This is a genomic window from Desulforamulus profundi (genome assembly GCF_002607855.1).
The window spans coordinates 35098-61503 of sequence record NZ_AWQQ01000047.1 but is presented as its reverse complement, the minus strand read 5'-3'; the positions used below and the strand labels follow the sequence as shown (position 1 = coordinate 61503).

Annotated in this window: 39 protein-coding genes and 1 pseudogene; 34 read left to right on the top strand and 6 right to left on the bottom strand. The window is 47.4% G+C overall.

Going from position 1 to position 26406, the window contains the following annotated elements:
• Window position 1 precedes the first annotated feature (1 nt).
• From moaA to P378_RS21340, 5 genes and pseudogenes are all read left to right on the top strand, one after another.
• Window positions 2–979, top strand: a complete 978-nt coding sequence (moaA, locus tag P378_RS07805) for a GTP 3',8-cyclase MoaA (protein WP_099082851.1) — start codon at window positions 2–4, stop codon at window positions 977–979.
• Window positions 980–984: 5 nt separating this feature from the next.
• Window positions 985–1479, top strand: coding sequence for a cyclic pyranopterin monophosphate synthase MoaC (gene moaC / locus P378_RS07800; protein ID WP_099082850.1), 495 nt, complete (start codon window positions 985–987; stop codon window positions 1477–1479).
• Window positions 1467–1904: an MOSC domain-containing protein gene (locus P378_RS07795; RefSeq protein WP_099082849.1), complete on the top strand. Its 438-nt coding sequence runs from the start codon at window positions 1467–1469 to the stop codon at window positions 1902–1904. The genes moaC and P378_RS07795 overlap by 13 nt, the downstream gene beginning before the upstream one ends.
• 25 nt (window positions 1905–1929) lie before the next feature.
• Window positions 1930–2246: pseudogene (gene mobB / locus P378_RS21345) on the top strand (molybdopterin-guanine dinucleotide biosynthesis protein B); the annotation flags it as partial.
• Between the two features lie 42 nt (window positions 2247–2288).
• The gene (locus P378_RS21340) at window positions 2289–3167 is read left to right on the top strand and encodes a HesA/MoeB/ThiF family protein (RefSeq protein WP_338013871.1); all 879 of its coding nucleotides are present in this window, start codon (window positions 2289–2291) and stop codon (window positions 3165–3167) included.
• An 87-nt stretch (window positions 3168–3254) separates the two neighbouring features.
• Here the strand turns inward: P378_RS21340 and P378_RS07785 are convergent, their stop codons facing one another.
• A complete protein-coding gene (locus P378_RS07785; RefSeq protein WP_099082848.1) occupies window positions 3255–3443 on the bottom strand; it encodes a hypothetical protein in 189 nt (62 codons plus the stop codon).
• A gap of 374 nt (window positions 3444–3817) precedes the next feature.
• A complete protein-coding gene (locus tag P378_RS07775; RefSeq protein WP_099082847.1) occupies window positions 3818–4423 on the bottom strand; it encodes a hypothetical protein in 606 nt (201 codons plus the stop codon).
• A 151-nt stretch (window positions 4424–4574) separates the two neighbouring features.
• On the opposite strand from P378_RS07775, the gene P378_RS07770 reads away from it, so the two are divergent.
• The 5 genes from P378_RS07770 to P378_RS07755 all read left to right on the top strand — a co-directional run bounded on the left by P378_RS07770 (window position 4575) and on the right by P378_RS07755 (window position 8739).
• Window positions 4575–4865: a hypothetical protein gene (locus P378_RS07770; RefSeq protein WP_099082846.1), complete on the top strand. Its 291-nt coding sequence runs from the start codon at window positions 4575–4577 to the stop codon at window positions 4863–4865.
• 25 nt (window positions 4866–4890) lie between these two features.
• Window positions 4891–5136, top strand: a complete 246-nt coding sequence (locus tag P378_RS21335) for a hypothetical protein (RefSeq protein WP_238473013.1) — start codon at window positions 4891–4893, stop codon at window positions 5134–5136.
• 29 nt (window positions 5137–5165) lie between these two features.
• A complete protein-coding gene (gene rlmD / locus P378_RS07765) occupies window positions 5166–5912 on the top strand; it encodes a 23S rRNA (uracil(1939)-C(5))-methyltransferase RlmD (protein WP_238473012.1) in 747 nt (248 codons plus the stop codon).
• A 272-nt stretch (window positions 5913–6184) separates the two neighbouring features.
• Window positions 6185–6874, top strand: a complete 690-nt coding sequence (locus P378_RS07760; protein WP_143338433.1) for a hypothetical protein — start codon at window positions 6185–6187, stop codon at window positions 6872–6874.
• A gap of 71 nt (window positions 6875–6945) precedes the next feature.
• On the top strand, window positions 6946–8739 hold the full coding sequence (locus tag P378_RS07755; RefSeq protein WP_180261019.1) for an antirestriction protein ArdA: 1794 nt from the start codon (window positions 6946–6948) through the stop codon (window positions 8737–8739).
• Window positions 8740–8870: 131 nt separating this feature from the next.
• Here the strand turns inward: P378_RS07755 and istB are convergent, their stop codons facing one another.
• The 3 genes from istB to P378_RS07740 form a co-directional block, all read right to left on the bottom strand.
• The gene (gene istB / locus P378_RS07750) at window positions 8871–9599 is read right to left on the bottom strand and encodes an IS21-like element helper ATPase IstB (RefSeq protein ID WP_099082843.1); all 729 of its coding nucleotides are present in this window, start codon (window positions 9597–9599) and stop codon (window positions 8871–8873) included.
• Window positions 9599–10660: a Mu transposase domain-containing protein gene (locus P378_RS18940; RefSeq protein WP_143338432.1), complete on the bottom strand. Its 1062-nt coding sequence runs from the start codon at window positions 10658–10660 to the stop codon at window positions 9599–9601. Before P378_RS18940 ends, istB begins: the two co-directional genes overlap by 1 nt.
• Window positions 10661–10804: 144 nt before the next feature.
• Complete coding sequence (locus P378_RS07740) at window positions 10805–11242, bottom strand: helix-turn-helix domain-containing protein (RefSeq protein ID WP_099082841.1); 438 nt, start codon at window positions 11240–11242, stop codon at window positions 10805–10807.
• A gap of 266 nt (window positions 11243–11508) precedes the next feature.
• Between P378_RS07740 and P378_RS24055 the strand changes: the two genes are divergently transcribed.
• On the top strand, window positions 11509–11586 hold the full coding sequence (locus tag P378_RS24055) for a hypothetical protein (RefSeq protein WP_420795984.1): 78 nt from the start codon (window positions 11509–11511) through the stop codon (window positions 11584–11586).
• Window positions 11587–11763: 177 nt separating this feature from the next.
• Here the strand turns inward: P378_RS24055 and P378_RS18935 are convergent, their stop codons facing one another.
• Window positions 11764–12036, bottom strand: coding sequence for a hypothetical protein (locus P378_RS18935; protein WP_143157096.1), 273 nt, complete (start codon window positions 12034–12036; stop codon window positions 11764–11766).
• A gap of 75 nt (window positions 12037–12111) precedes the next feature.
• On the opposite strand from P378_RS18935, the gene P378_RS19470 reads away from it, so the two are divergent.
• The 23 genes from P378_RS19470 to P378_RS23470 all read left to right on the top strand — a co-directional run bounded on the left by P378_RS19470 (window position 12112) and on the right by P378_RS23470 (window position 26384).
• Window positions 12112–12288, top strand: coding sequence for a hypothetical protein (locus P378_RS19470; protein ID WP_180261018.1), 177 nt, complete (start codon window positions 12112–12114; stop codon window positions 12286–12288).
• A 23-nt stretch (window positions 12289–12311) separates the two neighbouring features.
• The gene (locus tag P378_RS07730; RefSeq protein WP_073240039.1) at window positions 12312–12530 is read left to right on the top strand and encodes a helix-turn-helix domain-containing protein; all 219 of its coding nucleotides are present in this window, start codon (window positions 12312–12314) and stop codon (window positions 12528–12530) included.
• Between the two features lie 13 nt (window positions 12531–12543).
• Complete coding sequence (locus tag P378_RS07725; RefSeq protein ID WP_073240040.1) at window positions 12544–12849, top strand: hypothetical protein; 306 nt, start codon at window positions 12544–12546, stop codon at window positions 12847–12849.
• 147 nt (window positions 12850–12996) lie between these two features.
• On the top strand, window positions 12997–14061 hold the full coding sequence (locus P378_RS23480) for a hypothetical protein (protein ID WP_338013861.1): 1065 nt from the start codon (window positions 12997–12999) through the stop codon (window positions 14059–14061).
• A 32-nt stretch (window positions 14062–14093) separates the two neighbouring features.
• The gene (locus tag P378_RS23475) at window positions 14094–15059 is read left to right on the top strand and encodes a Mu transposase C-terminal domain-containing protein (protein ID WP_338013860.1); all 966 of its coding nucleotides are present in this window, start codon (window positions 14094–14096) and stop codon (window positions 15057–15059) included.
• Window positions 15060–15084: 25 nt separating this feature from the next.
• A complete protein-coding gene (locus P378_RS07715; protein ID WP_099082839.1) occupies window positions 15085–16056 on the top strand; it encodes an AAA family ATPase in 972 nt (323 codons plus the stop codon).
• 13 nt (window positions 16057–16069) lie between these two features.
• Window positions 16070–16303 (top strand): hypothetical protein, encoded by a 234-nt coding sequence (locus P378_RS07710; protein WP_099082838.1) that lies wholly within the window; start codon window positions 16070–16072, stop codon window positions 16301–16303.
• Window positions 16304–16816: a host-nuclease inhibitor Gam family protein gene (locus P378_RS07705; RefSeq protein WP_099082837.1), complete on the top strand. Its 513-nt coding sequence runs from the start codon at window positions 16304–16306 to the stop codon at window positions 16814–16816. It begins immediately after the preceding gene.
• Between the two features lie 12 nt (window positions 16817–16828).
• Window positions 16829–17335, top strand: a complete 507-nt coding sequence (locus P378_RS07700; protein WP_099082836.1) for a regulatory protein GemA — start codon at window positions 16829–16831, stop codon at window positions 17333–17335.
• On the top strand, window positions 17286–17651 hold the full coding sequence (locus P378_RS07695; protein ID WP_180261017.1) for a hypothetical protein: 366 nt from the start codon (window positions 17286–17288) through the stop codon (window positions 17649–17651). Before P378_RS07700 ends, P378_RS07695 begins: the two co-directional genes overlap by 50 nt.
• Complete coding sequence (locus P378_RS07690; protein ID WP_207654007.1) at window positions 17638–18390, top strand: ATP-binding protein; 753 nt, start codon at window positions 17638–17640, stop codon at window positions 18388–18390. The genes P378_RS07695 and P378_RS07690 overlap by 14 nt, the downstream gene beginning before the upstream one ends.
• Before the next feature lie 15 nt (window positions 18391–18405).
• Complete coding sequence (locus P378_RS07685; protein ID WP_099082833.1) at window positions 18406–18807, top strand: hypothetical protein; 402 nt, start codon at window positions 18406–18408, stop codon at window positions 18805–18807.
• Window positions 18808–18821: 14 nt separating this feature from the next.
• Window positions 18822–19136, top strand: a complete 315-nt coding sequence (locus P378_RS07680) for a hypothetical protein (protein ID WP_099082832.1) — start codon at window positions 18822–18824, stop codon at window positions 19134–19136.
• Between the two features lies 1 nt (window position 19137).
• On the top strand, window positions 19138–19881 hold the full coding sequence (locus P378_RS07675; RefSeq protein WP_099082831.1) for a peptidoglycan recognition protein family protein: 744 nt from the start codon (window positions 19138–19140) through the stop codon (window positions 19879–19881).
• A gap of 83 nt (window positions 19882–19964) precedes the next feature.
• On the top strand, window positions 19965–20513 hold the full coding sequence (locus P378_RS07670) for a glucosaminidase domain-containing protein (RefSeq protein ID WP_238473011.1): 549 nt from the start codon (window positions 19965–19967) through the stop codon (window positions 20511–20513).
• Window positions 20514–20544: 31 nt separating this feature from the next.
• The gene (locus P378_RS07665) at window positions 20545–20898 is read left to right on the top strand and encodes a Mor transcription activator family protein (protein WP_099082829.1); all 354 of its coding nucleotides are present in this window, start codon (window positions 20545–20547) and stop codon (window positions 20896–20898) included.
• Between the two features lie 119 nt (window positions 20899–21017).
• A complete protein-coding gene (locus tag P378_RS07660; RefSeq protein ID WP_238473037.1) occupies window positions 21018–21440 on the top strand; it encodes a hypothetical protein in 423 nt (140 codons plus the stop codon).
• 14 nt (window positions 21441–21454) lie between these two features.
• Window positions 21455–21775 carry a hypothetical protein gene (locus tag P378_RS07655; protein WP_099082827.1) on the top strand — a complete coding sequence of 107 codons (321 nt, stop codon included), beginning with the start codon at window positions 21455–21457 and terminating at the stop codon, window positions 21773–21775.
• 3 nt (window positions 21776–21778) lie between these two features.
• Window positions 21779–22093, top strand: a complete 315-nt coding sequence (locus tag P378_RS07650; protein WP_073239891.1) for a hypothetical protein — start codon at window positions 21779–21781, stop codon at window positions 22091–22093.
• Window positions 22093–22656 carry a phage protein Gp27 family protein gene (locus P378_RS07645; RefSeq protein WP_073239892.1) on the top strand — a complete coding sequence of 188 codons (564 nt, stop codon included), beginning with the start codon at window positions 22093–22095 and terminating at the stop codon, window positions 22654–22656. The genes P378_RS07650 and P378_RS07645 overlap by 1 nt, the downstream gene beginning before the upstream one ends.
• A complete protein-coding gene (gene terL / locus P378_RS07640; protein ID WP_073239893.1) occupies window positions 22649–24406 on the top strand; it encodes a phage terminase large subunit in 1758 nt (585 codons plus the stop codon). Before P378_RS07645 ends, terL begins: the two co-directional genes overlap by 8 nt.
• A 15-nt stretch (window positions 24407–24421) precedes the next feature.
• Window positions 24422–26002, top strand: a complete 1581-nt coding sequence (locus P378_RS07635; protein ID WP_099082826.1) for a DUF935 domain-containing protein — start codon at window positions 24422–24424, stop codon at window positions 26000–26002.
• On the top strand, window positions 25986–26384 hold the full coding sequence (locus P378_RS23470) for a phage head morphogenesis protein (protein ID WP_338013859.1): 399 nt from the start codon (window positions 25986–25988) through the stop codon (window positions 26382–26384). The genes P378_RS07635 and P378_RS23470 overlap by 17 nt, the downstream gene beginning before the upstream one ends.
• The last annotated feature ends 22 nt before the right edge of the window (window positions 26385–26406 follow it).

The following is a 26406-nucleotide window of genomic DNA, read 5'->3' as shown; positions in this document are numbered from 1 at the left end:
AATGATCGATAATTTTAAAAGGAACATCAACTACCTTCGCATATCCGTTACCGACCGGTGTAATTTACGCTGTGTTTACTGCATGCCCCCGGAAGGGGTGAAACAGACCCCCCACTGGGAAATACTAAGTCTGGAGGAAATCAGCCGGGTGGTGGACGCGGCATCGAATGTCGGCATTCGAAAAATACGCATTACCGGCGGTGAACCGCTGGTGAGAAAAAATATTTTGGAGCTGTTTCAGGCCATTTCCGCCAACCCTGCCATTGACGATCTCTCGGTTACCACCAACGGGGTGCTTTTTGCGGATATGGCAGAGGACTTGAAAAAAGCCGGGTTAAACCGGGTTAACTTCAGTCTGGACAGCCTAGCGTCTGAAAATTTCAGGGATATAACCCGGGTGGGAAAGTTTGATGATGTTTGGCGGGGCATCCAGAAGGCCCTGGAACTGGAGCTTCATCCGGTTAAGTTAAACGTTGTGGCGGTACGCGGGGTGAATGACCGGGAGTTTGGGGATTTTGCCCGCTTGAGCAGGGAACTGCCGCTACATATTCGTTTTATTGAACTAATGCCCATCGGGGAATGCAACCCCTGGGCGGTGGGGAATTTTATTTCCGCCGAAGAAATTATGCAGCACCTGCAGCAGGAATTCGGCCCCCTGGAGACACAAATCAAGGTGACCGGCAGCGGACCCGCAAAATATTACCGACTGCCCGGCGCCAGGGGAACCATTGGTTTTATTACTGCCATCAGTGAACATTTTTGCAGCACTTGCAACCGCTTACGTCTGACAGCTAACGGTCAGCTTCGACCCTGTCTTTACGGCAACCAGGAATTCGACCTGAAGACTTTATTAAGAAGCGGCGCGGGCAGGCAGGAATTGGCGGAGTTTATTGCCAAAACCATTCAGCACAAGCCTGGCCAGCACCATATGGAGGACGGGTGGACCGACCGCAGGGTGATGAGCCAGATAGGAGGTTAAGAACCATGTCCCAGTTAACACATTTTGATGCCAGGGGCAATGCCCGCATGGTGGACATTACAGACAAAAAAGAAACCCACAGGGTGGCCGAGGTACGGGGAGAAGTGGTCATGTCCCCAGCCACCCTGGAGTTGATTCAACAGGGCGGTATGGCCAAGGGGGATGTCCTGGGTGTAGCCAGGGTAGCGGGGATTATGGCAGCCAAAAGCACCCCCAATTTAATCCCCATGGCCCATCCCATTATGATTACCGGGGTGAACATTGACTTCAAATTTGCACCGCCCAATATGCTGGAGATCCGGGGGATTGTCAAGACCGGCGGCAAAACAGGGGTGGAGATGGAGGCCCTTACCGCCGTCAGTGTGGCTGCATTAACCATCTATGATATGTGTAAAGCGGTGGACAAGTCGATGGTAATCCAAAATATCCGGTTGGTTAACAAAAGCGGCGGCAAAAGCGGCGACTTTTTACGGGAGGGAGAAGAACCATGGGAAAAATAGTGGCAGTTTGCACCAGTCCTAAAAAGGGAATGCGGAAGAAAAACGTAGGTGAAGGGCTTCTGGTGGTGGAACACGGGCTGGAAGGGGATGCCCATGTGGGTGGCTGGCACCGCCAGGTAAGTTTGCTGGCTTTAGAAAGCATTGAAAAAATGCGCCAACTGGGGCTAAAGGTGGGACCGGGCGATTTTGCCGAGAATTTGACCACCGAGGGCATTGATTTGGTTTCCTTGCCCATTGGCACAAAACTGAAGATTGGTGATAGTGCGCTGGGTGAAGTGACGCAAATCGGCAAGGAATGCCATACCCGCTGTGCCATTTATCACCAGGCCGGGGACTGCGTAATGCCCAAGGAAGGTATTTTTATCCGGGTGCTGCAGGGTGGACCGGTAAAGGTAGGGGACTCCATTGATATTCAACCGGCATAAAGCAGCGCCACCGGCTATTTCCCTGGTGGGATGTTCCAATTCGGGGAAGACCACTTTTTTAGAAAAACTGATCAAGGAAGTCAAGGCCCGGGGGTATCGTATCGGTACCGTTAAGCACCACCGGGGGGCCTTTGAACTTGACATTGAGGGTAAAGATACCTGGCGGCATGCTCAGGCAGGGGCAGACACCGTGGCCTTGGCCACGCCCACCGGCTTTGGTCTGGTAAAAAACTGGAGCAGGAGCTGTCGTTGGCGGAGATTATCAACTATATGTCCGGTGTGGACATCGTGATCATAGAAGGTTTTAAAAAGGGCCCCCAGCCTAAAATCGAGCTCGTTCGTTCCGAGGTATCCAGTTCCCCGGTTTGCCCTGCTGATGAACTAATGGCCGTTGTCAGCGACCTGCCGCTGGAACTGGGCATTCCCTGCTATGATTTGCATGATATTGCCGGTGTGGCAGATCTCATTGAGGAGCGGCACCTTAAACCAGCCGGGGATGTGAACAGGCTGGCATTAGACGACCGGCAGAAAAAACGTTACCATCGAAACATCATGCTGCCAGGGGTCGGGGAAGAGGGGCAGCTCAAGCTGCTGAACTCCTCGGTAATGGTGGTGGGGACCGGCGGATTGGGTTCCCCGGTGGCTTACTACCTGGCGGCGGCGGGCATCGGCCGGTTGGGCCTGGCGGATGCAGATGTGGTGGATTTCTCCAATTTGCAGCGGCAGATTCTCCATGCCACGGTGGATGTGGGGCGCCTTAAGGTGGAATCTGCGCAGGAAAAGCTTCTGGCAATAAACCCGGATATCGAGGTTAAACTCTACCCCTATCGTATCGATGAGGTCAATGCTGCGGAGTTGGTCAGGCAATATGACATCATCGTGGATGCCACGGATAACCTGGAAAGCCGGTACTGCCTGAACCGGGCCTGTATCCTGGAGGGGAAACCTTTTATCTATGGCGGCGTATTGTCAATGGTAGGTCAGGTCATGACCATTCTACCGGGCCGGGGTCCCTGCTTCCGCTGCATCTTCCGGGAGCAGCCTTCGGCCAAAGCTGTTAAGTCTACTGCCGAGGTAGGAATTTTAGGGTCGGTGGCGGGCATCATCGGCAGCATTCAGGCCACCGAAGTCGTGAAATTCCTGCTTGGACAGGGAGACCTGCTGGTGGGCCGTATGCTGACGATGGAAGCATTGTCCATGACCTTTCAAGAGGTTGAAGTTAAACGGGATCCTACATGTCCCGAATGTGCCCACCTGGCATAACATAGGAAAAAGATTGAAATAAGTAAAAACCCAGGCTAGCCTGGGTTTTTACTTATATATAATGTTATAGTTTTAAAAATACCTTAATTACTCCAGACTTGACTTTGCGGTTAGGCCGTAAATCATCTGGCCAAAACAATCACAAAGAATTTCCGGTTCGGGTTTACCGGATTTAACAGGCTGATTCTTCTTGGGCTTTGAATCGTGTATTTTCTGCAACACAACCAGTTCATAAAAACGAAACAAGCTAGTGCCATTTTTCACTTTATCGGTCATACTTCACCAACCCCTCACGAGCCCAACCTAACTGCTTTTTAAAAGGGTATCACACCCGGAGAAGGGTCACAAGGTGGGGGGACAAAGAAAAACTAGCAAAAATAGGATGATAATTTAGAATATTAAGACAAGTTAACTCTACCTGGCCAATTTACTTTTACCCACGGGCGCCAAAGCGGGGAGCCACACAAATAAAATGAACAGACTGTAAGCTACCAGCAAACTTGGCAAAGAAAAAAACTCCAACCAGCCGCCTCCCAGCAGGGGACCTAAGAGATAGCCCAAAGAAAAGGCGGTGTTGTAGATACCTTTTATACTATAACTAATTTTATAAAAAAGAAATCCCATCCAATGTGGGATTTCATTCTGTCTTTCTAACCCAGGGGGCGTTTATTAATGGTGATTACCGGCGGGCCGCCCCGGTCGTTTTTTCTATGGGGCCGGTCCGGAAAAGGAATGTTGCTTGCACGGGGCGATACTGGCGGCGGGTGTGGCTCCGGCTGAGAAGGAATGAACGGTGGCTGTGCGGCCCCCGGTTGTTCCAGCCCGGGGGCTGTGGGTACCTCCGGGGGAGGGGGCTGCTCCCCCGGCGTTGGAGGCTCCGGTGTAGTGGGCTGGCTGCCGGCGCCCGCCAGAGGGCCTGGCATACTGTTGCCCCCCTGGGGCAGCAGGGGAGGTTGAACGGCCGGCAACTGGTTGGGCGGGTTTTCCGGCGGGTGCCTGGGGGCATGCACAACGGTGATACTGTTATAAATCCGCTCGTCCTCACAGACCAACTGCCCGTTTTCATACCGCCGCTGGCGGATTTCCACCCGTGGAATAAAGGCGGATACCTCCGCGGGCACACTAAGACTGGACAGTCGGCACAAGCGAATCCCGGCCCCTTCCACCACCAGATCGACATGGTCATTTTGATAGCAGTTACAAGGGTCAAATACTTGAAGTTGACGGCTTTTTCGAATCAATTTATACTGAGCCATAACAGCCACTCCAATAGGGAAAAGTTTCCTTAAAACTACTTTATGTCGTTTTTGGTTATTCGGTGACAATTATGGTAATAGGTTTAAAGATTGCCCTGGGAAAAAGTGTGTGGAGGAAGGAGGATGTCCCATAATTTGGATTAAGAGATGGGTGATTTGCTTAAGTCTTATTTTGCTCATGGTCGGTTGTGCAGCCAAGGGAAGAACAGAGAAGGTTGAGCCCCCTGTGGATCATACCGCAGTGACTGGCAACCACGAAGCCAACTTAATCAAATGGACTGCCGACGGGATCATCAGTCCCAATGAATACAGCAAGTATCAAAAGATTGGTGAGGTGGGATTCTATAGCAGGATTGAAGGGGACTTTGCCTGCCTGGCCATGGTAGCGCCAACGACCGGTTATATCGTCCTGGGCATTAACCAGGCTTGGGGGACTGGATAAGGTAGAGGTCCGGCCGACCCTGGGGATGGAAGACCCCTGGCACTACCGGAATAAAATTCACTTGCATGTAAAGAAAGAGGGCCACAGGGTAAAACTGGGCTTTTATGCCGAGGGAACCTACGAACTGGCCACCGGTCTGGGTCATCAAACCTGCCTGCTGGTGGACAAACAAATTAACCAAGTGGCAGCCACCCTGGAGGAGTTCATAAATAAACATGCTGTTTCTCCGTACCACTGGCAGAAAAAAGAGGACTGCTGCGCCACGTCATGATACGCCGGGGTTTCGGAACCGGGGAGATCATGGTAGTCCTGGTAACCTCCGCCGAAAGATGGTCCACCGCAAAGGAATTTGACAGGGCCATTGTAACCCGGCATACGGAAATTGTATCCGTTATCCGCAACATCAACACCAGTCCCGGGCGTGTTGTCCTGGGTTCAGAAAACCGTTTATTAACGGGCAGGGAGTATATTTTGGATTACTTAAACGGATTGAAATTTAAAATTTCCGCTCCCTCCTTTTATCAAGTGAATCCCCTGCAGACTGAAGTGTTATATAACAGGGTTTTAGAACTGGCTGACCTGAAAGGGCACGAAACGGTTGTAGATGCCTATTGCGGCATCGGAACCATTGCGAACTTCCTGGCACGCCATGCGGGCCGGGTGATCGGCATGGAAATCGTCCCGGAGGCGGTGGAAGATGCTAAAGAAAACGCCCTGTTAAACGGCCTGTCCAATACCGAATTTATCCCGGGCCCCGTAGAAAGTTTATTACCGAAGATGGTTGCCAAAGGCCTGAAACCCCACCTGGTGGTCCTGGACCCGCCCAGAAAAGGTTGTGAAAAAGAAGTATTGCAGGCCATCTCCGAAGCGCAGGTGCCCAGGATGGTCTATGTCTCCTGCGATCCCGGAACCCTGGCCCGGGACCTGGGGATCTTTGACAGCTCGGGATATCAAACCTTACTGGCCCAACCGGTGGATATGTTTCCCTGGACCAGTCACGTAGAAGCGATAATTCTGATGACACGTAGTGGTTCAGGCGATAAATAGTAGAGTTTGACCACAACATATAGTGGTTTTGGTCTGAATTTTGGGCAAAAAACAGACGAAAAAATGACCTTTTTTGACCCCTAAAAAAGGGCTAAAATATAGATGACATTGGTTAAAATCGAAAAAACCGATGGTTTTGCATTAGTTTTGATAACACAAATGAATATTTAAGTAATGAATAATTATGAGGCAAAGTTTACTGGTCAATTAGAAGAGACCAATGAGCATTGCCTCTTTTTTATGTTCAAAATCCAGAAAGAGAGGGAAAAAAGATGTCAAAGTATTTTATGAATGATTCAGAACTTCAAGAGCTAGAGCAGTTGATGATGTTGGTTCCAAATTTCTCACCAAGGGGTAGAGGAATAATTGTGGTACACGGATTTGGAAAGGTAGATGCACAAGAAAAAGAAGAAGAGGTCTTGCCAACCTTACCAGAGCAATTTAGATTTGATTTAGATATTGGATGTCTGAAAAGTAATGGTAGAGGTGCATCCTATGATCGATTCATTTCAAGTTGCTTTCATGAGTGTAAGTCGCACCGGCTTCAAAGTCGTCTTGAGTATTTGATTAGAAACTGCGCAGGTGATTTTTTCATAAGCCAATCACACAGAGGGAGATTCGGTTCTGTCTGTCGCCTACAAGAGATTCCAGTTGAAAATAGAAGTTCAATCCATCTGGCCGTTTTATTTCTATTGTCTGCTGATGATAAACTCTGGTCTGCAGCTAAGGATCATGTTTATACTGATAGTTTTGATTTTAAGAAAATGAATTTAAGCGGCATCAACACTGATGGCTATGCCATCTATCAAATGGCAAAGACCATCTATACGGCAAGAGAATATATCAGAATGGATGAAATCGCTGACAAGTTTTTAATAGGTGATCAGGCATTTAAAGCAATCATTCATTCAATACTCATCGCCAAATACGGAGCGACAGCGCTCCAAGTAAAGTTCACTTAAGCCACCTTCTACAAAATCAAAATGTAGGATGTGGTTTTTTATTGTCACAAAATGAAATGGAGGGATACGAAATGTACATTACAATTAAGAAATCAAACAACATCGATGAGAAATCTATAGAAGCTTGGTTTCCCGTTGCAGAAGAAAAGTTTAGTAAAATCTGCGAGGAGCTTGGAATAATTGTTTCAACAAATGCCAATTGTTATATTGTCGATTCAAATGACAGCGATTTGATTGGTGTCATTAAAGAAAGATACTGCAATATTGATGAACTGAACTTTTTGGTAAAGAGGCTAGATAGCTTTGATGCAAAAGAAAAAAATACTTTCTTTGCTTCTGCTGTTGCCACTGATGCTCAGTCACTTAAAGATCTTATCAACCTAACATACAATACCCATTGTTATAGTGTCATCAGTGATTTTAGCAATCTGAATGCGGTGGGAAGGGATGTATATCTCAATGAGGTCGGTGCTGCGACTACAAAAGAACTTGAAGCAATCGATGGAAGAGCCGTGGTTGATGAACTTATGAAATTCAGTCCAATGAAAGTTGTAACACCTTATGGATTCCTTTATCAAAATAGAAATCAACCTGAACAGGTTTATGATGGCAGGCACTTTCCTTGTTATTACTGGCAAAGTGAAATAGCTACATTATGTTTTGAAGCTCATGGAGATCAGGAGTTCATTTACATGCCGTGCCCTTCTAGCTCTATTGAAAAGGCGTTGATTCGATTAGAAGTTAAGGACATCGAAGAATGTAAACTTTCCTTTGAAAGCGATATGTTACCTAATAGGTTGATTGAGTTCATTAGCAATGATGAATCGATGGCGGCCAAGGTAAACAGGCTAAATGATTTTTCAAAGCGCTTTAAAGAGATGGGTGGTCATGAATCTCAATATTTTGAAAAGTTAATGGCGTACATCAGACCAAGAAACCTGTATGAAATAAACGCTTTACTAGATCATATGCATGAATTTCAATTGTTTGATGGTATTAGAAGTGCAGAAGAGTATGGGCGATTTATGATATGTGACTCCGGCCATTTTGAATACGATGAAAATCTTGAAGATTACATTGATTTTAAAAGGTATGGCGAGCAAAGAATGAATAATGAATGTGGCGCTATGACCCATAACGGTTACATTACTTTTTATGGTTCGAGTATGAAACTGCAGGATGTTCTACTAGAGAATCTCGGTATGACAATTCAAAACACTGACAGAGTTCATCAAATGAAGCTCTATATGCCTCTGATAGCCGTCACTTATGATGTTGAAAATGACTATGGCTACATGGAAAAATCATATGATTCTGAAGAAATCTCTTCGCATGAGCTCACTAAATACGAAGAGGAAATCCTAAAAGCAATTGAAAAACGCAGATTGCCAGGCGAGGAACAAAGGGGGATGATGAAATACTATAGCGAACGTGACAGCTTGAACGCAAAGGTTTCAAAATATGAGTTCACAGTTGAAGAAGTAGGCGGTGAACTGATGGGGGTTGCAGTTTTTACACTTAATGATGACTTAACGGAAAAAGAACTGGATCTCATCAAGAGTGAGGTAACTGGTCAAGCATCTGAGCTATTGGCAACCGTTAATTCTAAGAATACCGGTGATGAGCTTGGTATGGAGATTAGAAGGCTGCGTGATGAGAAGCAGGCCCTTCAAAATGAGCAGGCATCCCGACAGGATCTGAGAACACGACTCGATGAGATGATGCGTTTCCTTAACGATCTGCCTTGCGAGTTGACTGAATATGAAGAAGATTATGTAAGGACTCTCTTGGAAAAGATAACGGTTTATGATGACTATTTCATTGTGGAATTTAAGTCTGGAATTGAAATCCAAATTGACGAGTAATCGATACAACACTATAACGAAGTGGCTGATGAGATATACCGCTTGCGTGAACTGTATTTATCAAGATAAATTTGTAGCAAATATAAATATATTTTTGTAGCGGCCTGAAAGCCGAAAAGGTGAAAACATAGTTATTTTAGTTTAATCAAAGAATTTTTGAGCCTCATAGAATCTCTGCCGGTGAAATCGAGTAAATGGCTATGGTGAATAATGCGGTCAATAATGGCTGCAGTAAGTTTTTCATCGTAAAAAACCTCATTCCATTTGGTAAACTCCAGATTCGTGGTGATGATGAGACTTTTGCGTTCGTAACAATCGGCAATTACCCCGAAAAGCAGTTTAGCGCCGTTGGTATCCACCGGGACATATCCCCACTCGTCACAAATCAGCAGGTCGCATTTTTCAATGCTTTTAAGAAGCTTGACGATGTTGCCTTGCTTTTTTGCCTCAACCAGTTCGTTCACAAGAGATGCCGTGCGGTAAAACCTGACCTTTTTGCCGTTATTACAGGCGGCGATTCCAGCAGCAATGGCAAGGTGTGTTTTGCCGGAACCGACATTTCCGTAAAGGATCAGATTTTCTTTCTTGCCTACAAAAGATGAGTCCATAAGCTCATTTGGGGTAATGCTTTTAGGGATTTTGATGTCTTCAAAGGTGTAGTCCTCAAAGGTCTTAATGAGATCAAATTTTGCCTGCTTAATGAAGACGTTTTTTCGTTTCAGCTCTCTATTTTCAATCTCCATCGTGAATAGCTCAAGTAAAAATTCAATGTTGTTTTCTTTTTTAATGGCTTTTGCGTTATCCACTATGTTGGTGCCAAGTTTCAGCCTTCGGCACAACTTGTAAAGGGCATCTTCCATCAGTTCTCACCTCCAATCAAAGAGCCGTAAACCGACAGATCGTTTTTGTACGGTAATTGAGTAGGCGTGTTTTGCGTCTTAACAGCCGATGGCGGAGGGGATTCCGTAAGATTTCGGTAGATAAGCAAAAATTCATCGGCATTCTGAATTTCATGCACTTCCAGCGCAACCGTAGCTTCATCAAGTTTACCGTCAAGTATGATTGGAGTCAGAGTCGACAACATCTTTTTGCTGTCATCATAATCAGCGCGGTTAAAATATTCCTGCCAGACGACGGGGAGTTCCTTGAAAAACTGTGTGTACTTGAACGCATTCGGCTTTCGGTTAATGGCAGTCAAATATTTAATCCAGTCCACCACTGGTTCAGGCATTTGCCCGTACCGCCGTTTATGTACCACCACTTCTTCATATTTGTCATTAAGTATTCGTAGCTCTTCGGCGCTTATCTCCAGCCACATCTCACACCGATTGTATTGAGGCGCAGTGGAATATTTGTTGTTTTCAAACTGAACAAAGCTGTATTTATCTGTTTTTACCTTTGCAAGCCTTGTCACCTTGAACCGCTGTTTAGGCAATGGCTTCATTGCCTCTAGATCCTGCACTAAAAGGTCACAGATCAAATCTTTCTTCCTATAATGTTGTGGATTAACAAAATAATTGACAAAAGAGGGATAGAAAAAGTTTATCCGGGAAACCTCGGGAAACCTTGATTTAAAAGGGGTTATCGTGGGATAGGCCCGGAAACGGTTGACAAAAAAGTTGAGAACGGCCTCACCGGTGGAAAATATAAAAAAGAGAGCGGCTGAAAGCACTGGAAGCCTTGTAGCGCAAGGGGATAAGGTGCTTTTTTGCTGCTCTCTTTTAATTATAACAACCGGTCGGCAGAAAGAAAACAGGCCGGGCGTGCGAACGGGGGCGTTACTAGGCGTGCGGGGCGTGCGAAGTCGGAGATGAATGCGGGTAAAATGCAGGTAAAATAAGCGTTTGCGGCTCTCATAAAATCTAACGCCAGCGTTCGGACGGCGTGCGAAATTAAAAAAGTCGGGGCCGTTTCCGGTCAAAACAATTGAACAAAATACACACTTGAGAAAAAACGTGTTCAAATGCAGTATTTACAAGGGGTTAGAGGATTTGCAAAGTCAATAATTTAGCCCAAAGCAATTGAACAAAAAAGGATAGATAAATCTATCATAAAACGATAAAAATTAAGCCGTTTCACTTGCGGCTGCCTCTTCCCCTGTTCCTCCATTCATCGAGTCGGATAACGTTCCCTTTTTAACCGTTCTATCATACAGCATATCAATATTAGCCTTTGCATACTCCTGGTCTCTTGTGTCCAATTGTCGGAACTTCCAGAGCATTTCTTTTTCCTGTTCTGATAAAGGCCCCACTTTCTCAGTTTTCTCAGTTGTTGTATCAATCTTCCTGTATTTATTCTCACCTGTTAGAATCCATTCCATCGGAACATCCAAAGCAGTGGCTATTTTATAAAGCGAGAGTGTATCAGGCGTGCGCTTTCCTGTAACGTACTGGCTGATAGCATTATTGGATAGTCCAGTTGCTCGGCAAAGGTCAGCCTGTTTTTGATTTAACTCAGTGAGGCGAGCAATTATCCTTTCCCCTACGTTTTTAATTTCAATCATGTAGCTCCTCCTTTCATTATTTACAACAAGTGAGAGATTTTTTATTGACAACCTCTCACTTGTTGTATAAAATTAGTTTGATAGAGAAATATATCAAAAAATAATACCACATATGAGAGGAGGATGAAAGAAGTTTAGGGGTTGACAGGAAATTTATTCCTAATCCAAACGGAGGGAGATGGGAGATTGAAGCACGGCAAGAGGCCCACCAGGGCGCAAAAATCAGGATTAAATCTCTTGGACTCAATCCTGATAATTGGTTGGTAGTGAAAGACTGTAGAGAATGCTTTCAGGTAGTTCACAAAGTGTCAGGTAAAACAAGAAAGATAGGAGGTCAAGCGTAATGTTTAATAATGGAGTATTAAGAAAGAAACTCAGCGATGAAAAAATTTCAAAGCTCGATTTAAAAGGAGTCTTGTTATCAGATTTAATTTTAGAGTATCAAAATCAAAACAGCATACTGAGTTACGCTCATCTTGAACGAGTCTTTATGACAGTAATTGCCAAGACTAAAAAGCAGTTCAAGAATCATCGTCAGATGAATCAAGCTCAGGCAACAAAGTCTTTTTAATGGCTTTTTCGATGGTCTTGAGAGCAAGGAAATAAGAATCTTGAACACAAAGAGTTACAAAACGAAGAGTATCTTTATTGATACTCGAACAGTGACGCTCAGCGTAATCTTGGATATTGTTTTCTAAGTCTACGGAGATTGATAAAGATATCTCACCAATATTAGAATTTAGCTCATTTAAAAAATCGTAAAGCTGGTCTTCATCGAATGGAAACTTAGACATATAATCACCTCCCGTGATATAAAATGTGTCGCAACTCCATTATATCACGGGAGGTTAAATAAGAGGAGGTGCAGCGTGACAAGGTTAGATTTATTTAAAAAGTATCATGACATGGCGTGCCATAATCTTCTTTGCTGCTCAGCCAATTACCTGATGGAAAAGCCAAAGGAAGGTTATAAGAAGGAATGGAACGAGGCACGGCAAGAGGTTGAAATCCTTGAGGAGTTAATCAGGGAGCAGACACAAGAGTAATCACAACGGAAGGAGGATGCTGGATGCAACGCAACAAAAGACAACTGACGGCCTTCGGCGTGCTGGTCAAAAAAGCACTGATTGAAAGACGGATGACGCAAGTCCAGCTTGCAGAGAAGGTCGGAACCAGCAACAAATACTTAAACCTCATCCTCTACGGGGAGAGGTCGGGCGAGAAGTACCTTGCCAGCATAGCGGAGGAACTTGGCTTAGACCTGGGAGAGGTCAAAAAAATAGCGTGAAGGAGGAATAGCTTTGAAGAATGTCAAGGATTTTCTTCTTGAGTTGGACAGCCTCAAGGTCGGGATGGGAATGAGCGAAGGAGTAATTCCGGAAATCATGCTCATTATCCTGAGAACAAAACAAAACGAGCTCAAACGGCAAATCGAGCAGGTACAAAAGGAAATCCAGAAGGGCATTGAGGACTTGTTTGATTGCATCAGCCTGAAGCAGGCCAACATTGAGACCCTCAACAACATTGACACATACCTCCAGGAGGAACTCAGGAAAGTTGAGGAGAGCATGGGCAAAATCAAGGAAAAGGTGACAAAAGGCGCATGACCGGAGGGATGGGGATGTTCAACAATGGCAGAAGAAAAGAGCGTCCAACCGGTAAGAAGCGACGCTCTTTTCAAAAGCCGTTGATGAAGGAAAGCCTCATCCCCTCCATTTTATCAGATTTTAGGCCAAGGGTAAAGGGGGAAGGATTTGGCTGAAACATTTGTCACGCTCGAAGAAGCGGCTGAACTAGAAGGGTTAAATTATTACACGCTTTATCGAAGGATTCAAAGGAATCCGGGAAGTTTTAAGACCCGGACTGAAGAGAGGGACGGAGGCAAGGACAGGGTTTTGGTTGCCCTCTCCTCCCTCTCCAAGAAAGCAAGACGGGGCTATAAGGAAAAGGTAAGCATTAGCGGGAGTGATGTAGTGGTTGAACAGAGGACAGGCCAAGAAGCTCCCTGGTATGTAGGCGTTGACCTGAATTGGTATCTTGAGAACTTCTCAAAACAATATTATCAGGCGGTCGAACTGGGCAAGCGGATACAGGAGTTTTTGAATTACAACGACGGTGAGCGGACGGCTTTCGCTGAGGAGTTTGCGGAGGAGCTGGGCATCAGCCAGCGGACTCTATACCGGTACGCCAAGGACTACCTTGAAGCGTCAGCCTGGGCCATGAGGCTCCATAAGGAAAACGGCCATAACTACGATTTTCTGAAGGTGCTCTCCTTGTGCAGGAAGCCAAAGGAGAAATTCACGTTCCCGTCCCTGGACGATAAAGTCAGGGCCTATATTGAAAACGTGTGGTTTGACAAGGACTTTGCGGCCAACGACGGGACGGTTGAAATGCTGTACATGAAGCTTGGGCAGGTGGCCGAACTCCAAGGATGGGAATACCCATCATATCAGACGGTTACGAGGTATATCAACTATCTGATGGAGGAAAGACGGGCCAAGAACGCTCATTTTCTGGCGGCCAAAGGCATGAGGGAGTATAAAAACAAGGTGATGGTGAAGGGTTCACGGGACACCAAATCCCTCCCGGTCTTGGGCCTCCTGCAAGGTGACGAACATACATTTGACTGCTGGGTCGCCTTTACCCATCCAAACGGCAAGGTTACGGCCATAAAACCCCGGCTCGTGGGCTGGGTGGACACAAGAAGCAGGGTATTCCTCGGTGACATCATCTGCCGACACGCCAACTCTCAGATTTTGAAATTGTCCTTGCTCAAAGTGATTTACGGCACGCCGGGGGAGTACCCCAGTGGCTCTTAATCGACAACGGCAAGGACTACAACGCCAAGGACTTGACTGGCATCAAGCGGAGTGAGCGGAAGCAGAAGAAGGAGCTCCAATTCGACGAAGAGACTAAAGGCTTTTACCGGAGCATAGGGATTCAGGACGAAATAAACAGCCTGCCGTTTCAGCCTTGGTCAAAGGCGCAGATTGAGCGGTTCTTCGGGACGATATGCTCAAGCTTCACCAAATGGATGTTCTCCTACACCGGCACTCTGACCGGCTCCAAGACGGCAGCCAAAATCAAGAAGGACATCCCTAAGATGTTGGAGCGTGGGGAGCTCCTCACGATGGAAGAGTTTTACGAGCTTTGGACAAAGTGGTTGAACGAAGTTTACCACAAACGTGAACACTCCGGCCTCAAGCGTCAGGGTGAGAAGTACACGGTTCCGATAGAGCTCTTCATGAAGGCTGAGGACAAGTATTATAAGCCTGCTCCCCCGAAGTCATACGCTTCAATCCTGATGATGAAGGCTGAGAGGGTCACGGTTTACAACATCGGAATCAGGAAATTCGGTTACGAGTACAGGGCTCAGGAGCTTTGCAACTACCACGGGGAAAAGGTTGATATCAAGTATGACCCTGAAGACGTGACAAGGCTCTACGTCTACACCAGGGAAGGCAAGAAGATTTGTGAAGCGGTATCCCAGGAGCTCTTACTGATAGCTCCAAGGGTCTCCCAAAAGGCCCTTGAGGAACACAAGAAAATGCAGAATACGCAGCTTAGAAACGATAAGGAACTCCTTGAGGAGTTTAGAACGCCGTATGAGCAAAGGGGTAACGTTCCGGGTGATGTTGTCGGGGCTCTTGACCTGGTGGTTAAGGGTAAGGGCGACAAGGTGGTTGCTCTCCCGCAGGACAAGCAGTTTGCCTCAGAGCTCAGGGATAAAAAGAACAGGCAGAAACAAGACGCTGAAGACGAGTTCTTCAGCAGGAAGGCCCAGGATGCGCTCTCTAAGCTGAGGCAGCTTGGGTAAAAATTAGAAAGCGAGGGATAAAGTGATGGAAGCTGTAGCGACGATTTACACAGGTGAAATGAGGTCACTGGCCCAAAGGGTCAATGAGTACCTGGCGGTAAACAAGAAGACCAAAGCGGAACTGGCAAACGAGCTGAACTATTCGAGGACAACCATATCGAGGTATTTGTCAGGCAAGTATGACAGCGACACGACGGAGCTTGAGGCAAGGCTTGAGGACTACCTCAAGAGCAAGGCCGGACAAAAAGAAGACACTCCGGCAGCAACCGAAACACCGGTTTTGAGGCTGCCGAAAAAGAGAGGGTTCTTTGAGGGCCGGGATGCGGAGAGCGTGATTGGACTTTGCAGCTCCTGCCAGGAAGACATGGGCCTCGGGATTGTGGTCGGCAAGTCGGGGTTCGGCAAGACCCACGCTCTGAAGCACTACGCCAAACTGCCCCGTGTGGCCTATGTCGAGTGTGACGATATCATGTCAAGCCGGGATTTGGTCGAGGCCATCGAGAAGGCCCTCGGCATTCCTCAGACGTACGGGACGATTTGGAAAAGGGTCAACGGCATCCGGGAGTTTTTCAACGTGAATCACGGGTATTTGCTCATCATCGACGAGGCTGACAAGCTCATCAGCAAGTACACTCAGAAGAAAATGGAAATCCTCCGGGGTATTTTTGACCAGGCCGATGTCGGGATTGTCATTGCCGGTGAACCGAAGCTTGAAGCTCAGATAAAGAGTTATCTCACACGGTTTGCCAACAGGATTGACTTCTACACTTCCCTGAAGGGGCTGACCCGGCAGGAAGTGGAGAAATACCTTGAGGGGTACAAGGTCGAGCCGGACGCAATGAATGAGCTGGTCTCCAGGGCCTGCAACCATCAGACGGGATGTTTCCGGCTGCTGGGGAGGACACTGGACAACGTTATCAGGATTATGAATGACACCGGTCAGGAAGTCATTACTCTCAAAATAATCAACCAGGCAAGCAAAATGATGATGCTTTAAGGAGGCGTGAACAATGATGGGTTTAAATGAAACGGTCGCTTGTGCGGTGAACGGCCTGACAGCCGGGGTATTCAGCAAGGAAGAGGTTAAAGAGTCAATCACCGGATTTGTGAATAAGAACTACTTCAGGATTAGCGAGGAGCTTCCCGTCAGTGTATTCCAGGCACTGCATGAAGCCTTTGGAATGACCTTTGAGATACACGACGGGAAGGTCTCGGGGGTCAACGTCGAGGGAGGTTTGATGTAGATGGCAAGAAAGCGAATCAAGAATCAGCCGGTTCTGAGGAGCTGGGCTGAAGTGGATGCGGCCCTCAGAGAGATAGCTGAAAAGGAAATCCAGATTGAGGAAATCGAGGGCGAAATGAACAGGCAAATAAACGGCATAAAGATATCCGCAGGGCTTGAGGCAAAGCCGCTTCAGGACAGGATTGACAAGCTGGGCAAGGATGTCAAGGAGTTTGTCACGGAACACAAAGAGGAGCTGGACGGCAAGACAATGACTCTTAATTTTGGGAGTGTCGGCTTCCGGCTGAGTACGTCGGTCATCATCCCCAAGGCCAAGGAGAAGGTTGCTGAAATCATCAAGAGCCTAAAAATCCGCAGGATGACGGACTGCATCAACGTTGTGGAGACAGTCAACAAGGAAGTCCTCAAGAAGTACGGTGAGGAGGAAATCATCAAGGTCGGGGCAAGGCTCAAAAAAGAGGATGTCTTTTGGTACGAGACGGCTCGGGAGAAGCTCAAGGATATGCATCAATAAGGGGGTGGCGTGATGGGATACAACAAGGGGCGGTCTTATGCCCCTACTTTTACTATTAAGACCATATGGGGGCTGGCGAAGTCGCCGGAGCTGGCTCTTGACGATGATACCCTCTACTCCATCATATACCGGGAGACCGGCAAGGACAGCATGAGGCAGCTCAGCCAGAAGGAAATCAACAAGGTTTGCCATGCCCTCTCTGCCCTGAAGGACTCGGCCAAGGGCAAGGGCGGCAGCGGCAGGACTGACACCGGGGGCAACAAGCTCACCAAGGCGAAAAGACAAAAGATATACCGGCTCACTGGTGAGCTCGGGTGGAACAACAACAACGCAAGAATCAACGGTTTTGTCAAAAAGATGTTCGGGGTTGAACGGCTTGAGTGGCTGAACAACGAGCAGTGCAGCAAGCTCATTGAAATGCTCAAGAAAATGGTGGAAAGGGAAACTGCCAAGAAGGACGGTGATGGTGTTGAAGGAAAAGCTTCGCCGGTACACGCCGGAGCAGATAAAGGTCATTGAGCAGTACTGGGACACCTTGCGTTTTACCAGGAAGACGGGGCAAATAGCTGACGGCATCAAAGAGCGGGAATATGAATACTGGGAACGGTTTGACCCGGCCCTGGTCATTGAGGCCCTGACAATCCATATCAGGAAATACCCGAATATTCGGGAGAGTTATACCCGTGGAATATTGCGGAATCTAAAAGGGGGTGCATCTCTTGGAAGTAACGGCAAAAGTATTAACCCAAAACATGGAACGGCTCAGAACACAAGCGGAACAAAGAGGGATGAACGGGCCGAAGAGGCCTTCAGGAGAAGACTTGCGGGTCTATGAATGTGAGTTATGCCGGGACTCAGGCGTTATCTTCAACCTTGAGAAAAACGTTGGTTATGTGTGTAGCTGCCAGGAGCGGAAGAAGCTGAAAAGGCTTTTAAAATCCTACAACATCAGCGACGAGTTTGTTCACAAGAATTTTGGCAACTTTACCCTTAAAGGCATGGACAAGCGAGTGGTCAACGCTTACATGATTGCAAAGGAGTATTCTGACGGCCTGGTGGACAGGGTTAAGCGGGGAGAAGGTCTGAGGGGTGCGCCGTGGATGGGCCTACTGGGGACATCGGGATGCGGCAAAACTCACCTGGTCACGGCGGCAGCGTATCCGCTCATAGAGCTTGGGGTGCTCCCTATGTTCTTCAACTGGGTGCAGAGCTTTACGGAGTGGTTCGCCTACTACAATAAGCCGGAAGAGGCTTACAAAGTGGACGAAATCCGGCAGCGGATTTACAACTGTGACATCCTGATTGTGGACGATATCTGCAAGGAAAGCCAGAAAGACACTTGGATTAAAGAGTTCTACGGCATTGTTGATTACCGATACCGGAAGCAACTGCCCATCATTTACACGAGCGAATATTTTTATCAACTGGTCGGCTTCTTATCCAAGGCCACAGCCGGAAGGCTCTTTGAAAAAACCAAGAATCCAGAAACCGGAAAGATGTACTTAGCCAAGATGCTCTTAGCTGAGAACGAAGACCCACTGGCCCTTGACTACCGGTTCAGGGATATCTTTTAAGAGGAGGGAATGAAAATGGCAACAAAGAAATGGCAAAAAAAGCTCACAAACAAGGAGAAACGAGCTCTCAAAGAGTTAAGGACTGAACTGAGAGAGAAAGGAATTCTCCCTCCGGTAAAGCCTAAACTCAACAGGAACAAATTCGCTATTGAAGTTGTTAACGAGTTTAGAGAGAGTTTTGGAGCCTTTGGCGACGGTGTTTATCTATTTAAAGCAATTAGCTGCATGACTCCTGATGTGGATATGAATTTAAAGCCCAGACCCAAAATAACTCCTGAGCAGGTCGGGGTCATAAAGGTAATGAAGCTTGCAATGGAAATCAAGAAGTTTGAAAAAGACATTATAGCAAAGGGTGAAACGAAATATAGTGTCGGAGAGTTATACGAGAAGATTATTGCTCCGATAGTAAACCTTTAAGGGAGGTAATTGAGTTGAGTAAAAACAATAAGACGCTGAATGATTTTGAAATCTTTAAAGAGATGAGCTCCCTTATCAGAGAGAATCTGATATCAGAAGCAATCAAAATGAATAATACTGCTAATTTTATGGATTCTGAGGAATTTGAGAAAAAGATTAGGTGCCTAAGCAACTGGCAGATTGCCGAAATCACAAAGGATATAGGATTATGGCATATAAACAGGATGCTCAATGTCAGCTATGAAGACAGGGAGAGAGATAAGCTCAAACTAAGGGAAAGCGGAGAAATTATGGAAGATTTAATGAGCAGGATTAAAAGGGGGCATTAAAATGACGACAATCAAAAAAAAGCTTATAAAATACAATTTTTCAACCGGCAATGAACCGAAGTATATCGTCGTTCATGACACAGGCAATCCCGGCAAGGGTGCGGATGCTGACGCTCACTACAGGTATTTTAACGGTGGCAACCGAAATGCCTCGGCCCATTACTTTGTAGATGACCATTCAATCATCCAAACTGTGGAGGATATAAATGCCTCCTGGCATTGCGGGGATGGCAAAGGCCAGTACGGCATCACCAACTATAACTCCATAGGGATTGAGATTTGCATCAACAGTGACGGGGATTATAACAAGGCCGTCCAAAATGCTATTGAGCTTGTCAAGTTCCTGATGAAGAAGCATAACATCCCCCTGGACAAGGTTGTAAGGCACTACGACGCAAGCCGGAAGAATTGTCCGGGGACTATGAGCTCAAACAACTGGGAGAAATGGAACTGGTTTAAGGGTCAGCTTAAAGAGGAGGCCGCTCCTGCTTCGGGGCTCTACAGGGTGAGAAAGTCTTGGGATGACGCAAAGTCTCAGGTAGGGGCCTACAAAGTCCTTGAGAACGCTAAGGCAGAATGTGACAAGAATCCAGGATACAGCGTCTTTGACGAAAAAGGAAACAAGGTATATCCCCTTCCCTCCTCTGCTCCTGAGCAGCCGGGAGAGACGCAGCCGGAGCAACAGCTCACTCTCATCATGGGCAAGACGGAGGCAACGGCGGCTCAGATGGCCTCCTATGCCTGAAGAGCAATGCAAAGCCTCTTCTGCCGAACTGCACAATTGAAGAGCTTGCACAGGTATTCATTGAGGAGGCAGAGGTTGAAGGCGTGAGGGCTGACGTTGCTTGGGCTCAGGCCCTGAAAGAAACAGGGTATTTCAAATATGGCGGTATCGTCCTTCCTGAGCAGAACAATTACAGCGGCATCGGAGCACTCAACAATAACGCCAAGGGTGAGGCAGCCGTCTTTGAAAGCCCACGGATAGGGGTAAGGGCGCAAATACAACACCTGAAAGCCTACGCAAGCACTGAGGCCCTTAAGCAACCGTGTGCTGACCCACGGTTCCACCTAGTCAAGAGAGGCTCTGCAAAATATGTTGAATGGCTCGGATACGAGGACAATCCCAACGGTACGGGCTGGGCCTGGCCCGGCAAGGGATACGGTTACAGCATCGTCGGCATCCTGAAGGGAATCCTCCAGGAACCGAAGGAAAGCAAAGAGGCAACGGATACCGGAAACGTTCCCCAGTGGCAGAAGGACGCTTTTAAGAAGCTCGTCGAGAGGAAGATTATCAACTCCCCTGAGTTTTGGGAGGGCAGGCTTGGGGAGACAATTACCATCGGTGAGGTCATGGGTATCCTGGCGAACACGCTTTAAGCAAAACAGCTCAGGAAAGGGGGTGGCCGCTGTGGACGGCTTAATTGATGAGCTGACACCGGAAATGATTCCTCAAGGCATCTATCGTGATATTGTCGAAAAGATTGGAGTCGCCAATTTTATCAAGCTTGCTGAGCTCGTGGGGGGAGCGACAATCTACATACCGAAGGCAGAATCTTTCCTCCGTCCGGCAAGAGACCTCCGTATCAAGCAAGAGTTCAACGGCTACAACCACGCGGAGCTTGCAAAAAGATACAACCTGAGTGAACGTTGGATAAGGGCGATATGCGGAGAGGGTCACGCCGAAGGTCAGATAAGTTTGTTTGACTTCGATTACAGCCAGGAGGAGAATACAGAAGAAATCAAGGAATCGGCAACAGCTTAGAAGCAATTTTCAGAAGTACTTTGAATATAAGGTACTGAAAAAGCCTGCTAACATGATAAGTGTTAAGAACATAGTTCTTAACACTTATTTTTTCAAAGGAGGGAGAAAGTGTGGAAACAATGCAGCAGCTCTTCAACCAGGTGGTCATTGACATTGCAATGGCGGCTCTTGCTTTGCTGGCGGCTTATGCCATTAACGCTCTGCACAAGCTGACGGAAAAGGCAAAGCTTGAGACAAAGCGGCTCAAAGACGAGGAGCAAAGGAAACTCTTGATTGACGCACTGGAAGACATCGAAATCCTGACAACAAAGACGGTGACGGAGATTGAGCAGACAACAGCGCAGGCCCTGAGAGAAGCGGTCAAAAGCGGAGTCAGGGACAGAGCGGAGCTTGAAGCGTTATCCAAGAAGGCTTTCGACGAGATTGCCGATGCGTTAAAGCCGGAGGCTAAGGCTCTGATTGAAAAGCATTTCGGGAATTTCTCAAAATATCTGACAAAAGCGATTGAGACAAAAGTGTTTGAAGTCAAGAACGGTCTGTAAGGGGATAACGACGTATGGAATTAAGTTGGATTCTACAAACAATCACGGCCATTGCGATTGGTGTCATCGGTTATTTTCTCAGGAACACGATGGCTGAAATCAAAGAAGGCATCAAAGAAAACGACATGAAGGTCAAAGAAATCGAGGCGAGACTATCAAAGGACATTGCCGGAGTCAAGGACGAGCTCCATGACTTAAAAAGCGATTTGCCCTTTGTTTACGTTTTGAGAGAGGACTTCATCCGCTCCCTCAACAACGTGGACACCAAGATGGGTAATATAGACAGCAAGATTGACAAGCTGCTGCACTTCAAGGGCAATAGTAAGGGGGAATGATGCATGGATGAACGTACAGAACGGGAGGTCAAGCAAAATAAGGCGATAAGGGGTTATATCATCCGCTCATTAGTCAAAGGACATCAAAACTCTTTATTGCTCAGACAGATAACCAATGCACTTGTGGCAGACGGTTTAATCGTATCTCCCGACATATCGAAACACCTGGATTATCTCTTGGAAGCCGGGTACATCAGCTTTACCGACAAGACGGTCAATGCCTATAACGCATACAGAAAAGATGCAGTAATTAAGCTCACGAGGAAAGGTGTTGACCTGGTTGAGGGGACGCTTGATGACCCGGGAGTTGATGTCTGATGGGCAAGGAAAGAGCAAGGACAAGAATCAACTCCAAAATTGACTCCCTGCCGGACGAAATCCGGGCCAAAGTGGACGAAATGATTGTTGACACAAGCAACACCTACCAGGAGATTGCTGACTGGGTAAAGTCCCAGGGATACGAGGTCAGCAAGAGCAGTGTCGGCAGGTATGCCATGAGGACAACGGCGGCAACACAAAGGCTGATTGAAGCCCAAAAGCAGACGGAGGCCCTTGTCAGCGTGGTCAAAAGAAACCCTGACATTGACTACACGGATGCAGGGCTCATGATGCTGATGGACGGCCTGGTCAAGAAGCTGACAACCGCAGAGGAAGAGTTTGACCGGATGCCCCTCGACAAGGCCGGGAGGCTGATAACGGCAATCAGCCGGACGAAGGTCTATAAAGACAGGGTTAAGCAGGACATGAAAAAGAAAGTCGAGCTTGCCTTTCAGGGTATGGAAAGTGAGCTGATGGCCGCTATCAAGTCAGACCCGGAACTTGCCAAGGAATTGAAATCAGTGCTTGAAAGAGCCAAAGAAAAGATGATGCAGGATGATTAAGCTTGATGAATATATCCAGCGGTTAGAGGAGCAAGACACCGAACTCATACAAAACATGGAATACCAAAAGCGGTTATTTGAAGACTATGTGATGCGAAACAGCCAACACCTTGAGGTCAGAGAGAAGCTCCTGAAGGAGTACAGGGCCGGGGCAGAACTGACAGGCCAGAAGGGTCTCAGGAAAAAACTTGCCGCTATAGACCTCGGATATTTCGGAAGGGCTTATCTCCCCCATTACTTTGTCCGGGAATCCCCTCCCTTCCATGAGCGGCTGGATGATATATGGACTCAGGGAGTCATGAAGGGCAAGAATCCCCTCACCCAGCACAAGGAAATTGCCAGGGACAAGGGATGCAGGAGAGGAACTGCCGCTCCCCGTGGACACGCAAAGTCAACAAACTTCACTTTCAAAGACACGCTGCACGCTATCCTCTACCAGTACAAGCATTACCCCATCATCCTTTCCGACAGCTCGGAGCAAGCGGAAGTCTTCCTGACGGACATCAAGACGGAGCTTGAAGAAAACAGAAACATCATTGAGGACTTTGGAAACCTCAAGGGCAGGGTCTGGAAAAGCAGCGTCATCCTGACCTCGACGGACATCAAGGTTGAGGCCATAGGCTCAGGCAAGAAAATCCGTGGCCGGAGACACCGGAATTGGAGACCTGACCTCATCGTCCTTGACGATATTGAAAACGATGAGAATGTCAACACGCCGGAGCAGCGGAAGAAGCTTGAGAACTGGTTTTATAAAGCGGTATCGAAGGCCGGGGACACCTATACGGACATTGTTTACATCGGGACTATCCTCCACTATGACTCCCTGCTTTCCAAGGTTCTCAAGAATCCTGAGTATCATTGCGTCAAATACCGGGGCGTTATCAGCTTTGCAAGCAATCAAGAACTGTGGGCCGCTTGGGAGGCTATATACACAGACCTTGAAAACGAGCGGAGACAAGAGGACGCACGGGAGTTCTTTGAAGCAAACAAGGAGGAAATGCTTGAAGGAACTGAGGTCTTGTGGGAGGCGAAGCTCTCTTACTATGACCTGATGATAGTCAGGATATCAGAAGGCGAAGCGGCCTTTAACAGCGAGATTCAGAATGACCCGATTGACCCGGACTCATGTACCTTTAACGAGGAGTGGTTTGACTTCTATGATGAGAGCTCAATCAACTTCTCAGACCCGGAGTTTATCATTGTAGGCGCAAATGACCCGTCTCTCGGCAAGAACAAAAAGAGTGACACGTCCTCCATTATTGCGCTGGCTAAAAGTCTGAGGACTGGCTACATGTACATTGTGGAGGCTTCCATCGAGAAGAGGAAACCGGATGTAATTATTGATGATGCCATTGAGATGTCCAAACGGATGAAGCGAGACCTCAAAAAGCCGTTCTATAAGTTCGGGGTGGAGACGGTTCAATTCCAGTATTACTTCAAGGACATCATGGTCAAGAAAAGCGTGGAGGTTGGAGAGTACCTCCCCATTGAGGAAATCCCGAACGTGCAAAACAAGCATGTGAGGATTGAATCCTTGCAGCCGTTTATTAAAAACAAATACCTGAAGTTTAATGCAAAGCACAAGACCCTTTTGCAGCAGTTTAAAGAGTATCCAATGGGTAAAAACGACGACGGCCCGGACGGTGTTGAAATGGCGGTCAGGCTGGCCCTCGGCATCAAAGGCAACACCAAGGTTGACTATAAATCTGTGCTCGGCAGGATGTTGAAGTTCAAAAGAGGGGCTTATTAAGGAGGGTGAGAAACGTTGGCGAAGAAACGCAATAAAGCAAAAGACAAGGCAGTAACCAAGAAACCTGAGCTCTTTGAAATTGCGGTGGCTCAGGTTCAGGACAAATATTCAACCTACCCCTCTAACGGGCTGACACCGGTCAGGTTGGCGCAGATATTCAGAGAAGCCGATGCCGGGGACGTTCTGAGGCAGATGGAGCTCTTTGAGGAGATGGAAGAGAAAGACCCTCATTTGTTCTCCCAGCTTCAGACCAGGAAGAACGCAGTCACCGGACTGGATTATGAGATTATCCCCTTCTCTGACGATGAGGCCGACAAGGAGATTGCTGAGTTTGTCAAGCAGGAGATTGAGAGCCTGGAGAACCTTGAGGATGTCCTCATGGACTTGCTGGATGCCATAGGCAAAGGGATTGCCATAAGTGAAATCATTTGGGCCTATGACGAGGGCAAAGTCACCATCCAGGATATCAAGTGGCGGCATCAAAAGAGGCTGTTTTGGGACGAAAACGACATCCTGAAAATCACAACGAAGGACTTCCCTTCCGGGATTGAGATTCCTGAAAACAAGTTTATTATCCACCGGTACAAAGCGAAGTCCGGTCATCCCGCAAGGGCTGGCGTGCTCCGTGTGGTAGCCTGGATGTACCTCTTCAAGAACTATGACCTCAAGGACTGGGTAAGCTTTTGTGAAGTCTTCGGGATGCCTTTGAGGCTAGGGAAATACAATCCCTCGGCAAGCGAAGAAGACAAGCTGGCCCTCATGAGGGCACTGGTACAGATTGGGACGGATGCAGCCGGTATCATCCCGGACGGGACGGAGATTGAGTTCAAGGAAAGCGCAAAGACAACCTCAATCAATGTCTATGAGTCCCTGGCCCGGTTCTGTGACGAGCAGATATCAAAGGCTGTGCTCGGTCAGACCCTTACCTCTGATTCGGGAAGCGGCTCCTATGCCCAGTCAAAAACCCATAACGAGGTAAGGCATGATTTGACGGTTGCGGACTGCAAGGCCCTGGCCGCTACTCTCAGAAGAGATTTAATCCGTCCTCTCGTGCTCTTCAACTACGGGGAAGACAAGAGAATCCCGTATCTCAGGTTTGATTCTGAGGAGGCCGATGACCAAAAGGAAACGGTTGACATCTACGAAAAGCTCATTTGCAAGATAGGCTTAAAGATACCAACGGCTCACCTGTACAAGAAATTCAGTATTCCAAAACCGGAGGAAGGAGAAGAAGTGGCAACTCCTCCAGGAGGAGCGTCCGGTGTGCCCCTTAGAGAGGCACTGAAGTTTATGAGGAATAAAAGCGACAGGGAGCTTGAGCGGATTGATAAAGAGTACCAGGTGCAAATTGACAAGCTGGCTGACGTGGCCGTTGCCCAAAGCTCAAGTGTTTTTGCCAAAATTTTTGAGCCGGTGATGGAGCTGCTCAACGATTCGGAAAGCCTGGAAGAACTCAAAAAGCAGCTTGAAGATGAAAACTTTGTCGAGGCCCTTTATAAAAAGATGGACATCAAAGACCTTGATGAGCTCCTTCAAAAGGCAATGTTCTACGCTGATATGCTCGGAAGGATGAAGGAAAATGAAAGACCTGTTTGAGCTATTGACCAAAGAAATTGTCTTTGAAGAAGCGGTGAGCTACTTCGGGGATAAGCTCCCGCTGAAGCCCTCGGAGTTTTACAAGCTGGCTGACGAGTACAGGAACAAGGCTTTCACGGTTTCGGGATACTCCAAAATCCAGGTGCTCAACAAATTCCATGACGAGCTCTTGAAGGCAATCAAGGAAGGCACAACCTTGAGGGACTTCAAGGACAGCATGAATGAGTTCCTGGAAAACAAGGGTTATAAGGGCATCACAAACTTTCAGGCCGACAACATCTTTAGGACGAACATTCAAACATCCTACCAGGTCGGCCACTACAGGCAGATGACCTCACCGGAGGTTTTGAGGCTCCGGCCTATTGGGAGTATGACGCAGTAGGCGACACGCACACAAGGCCCTC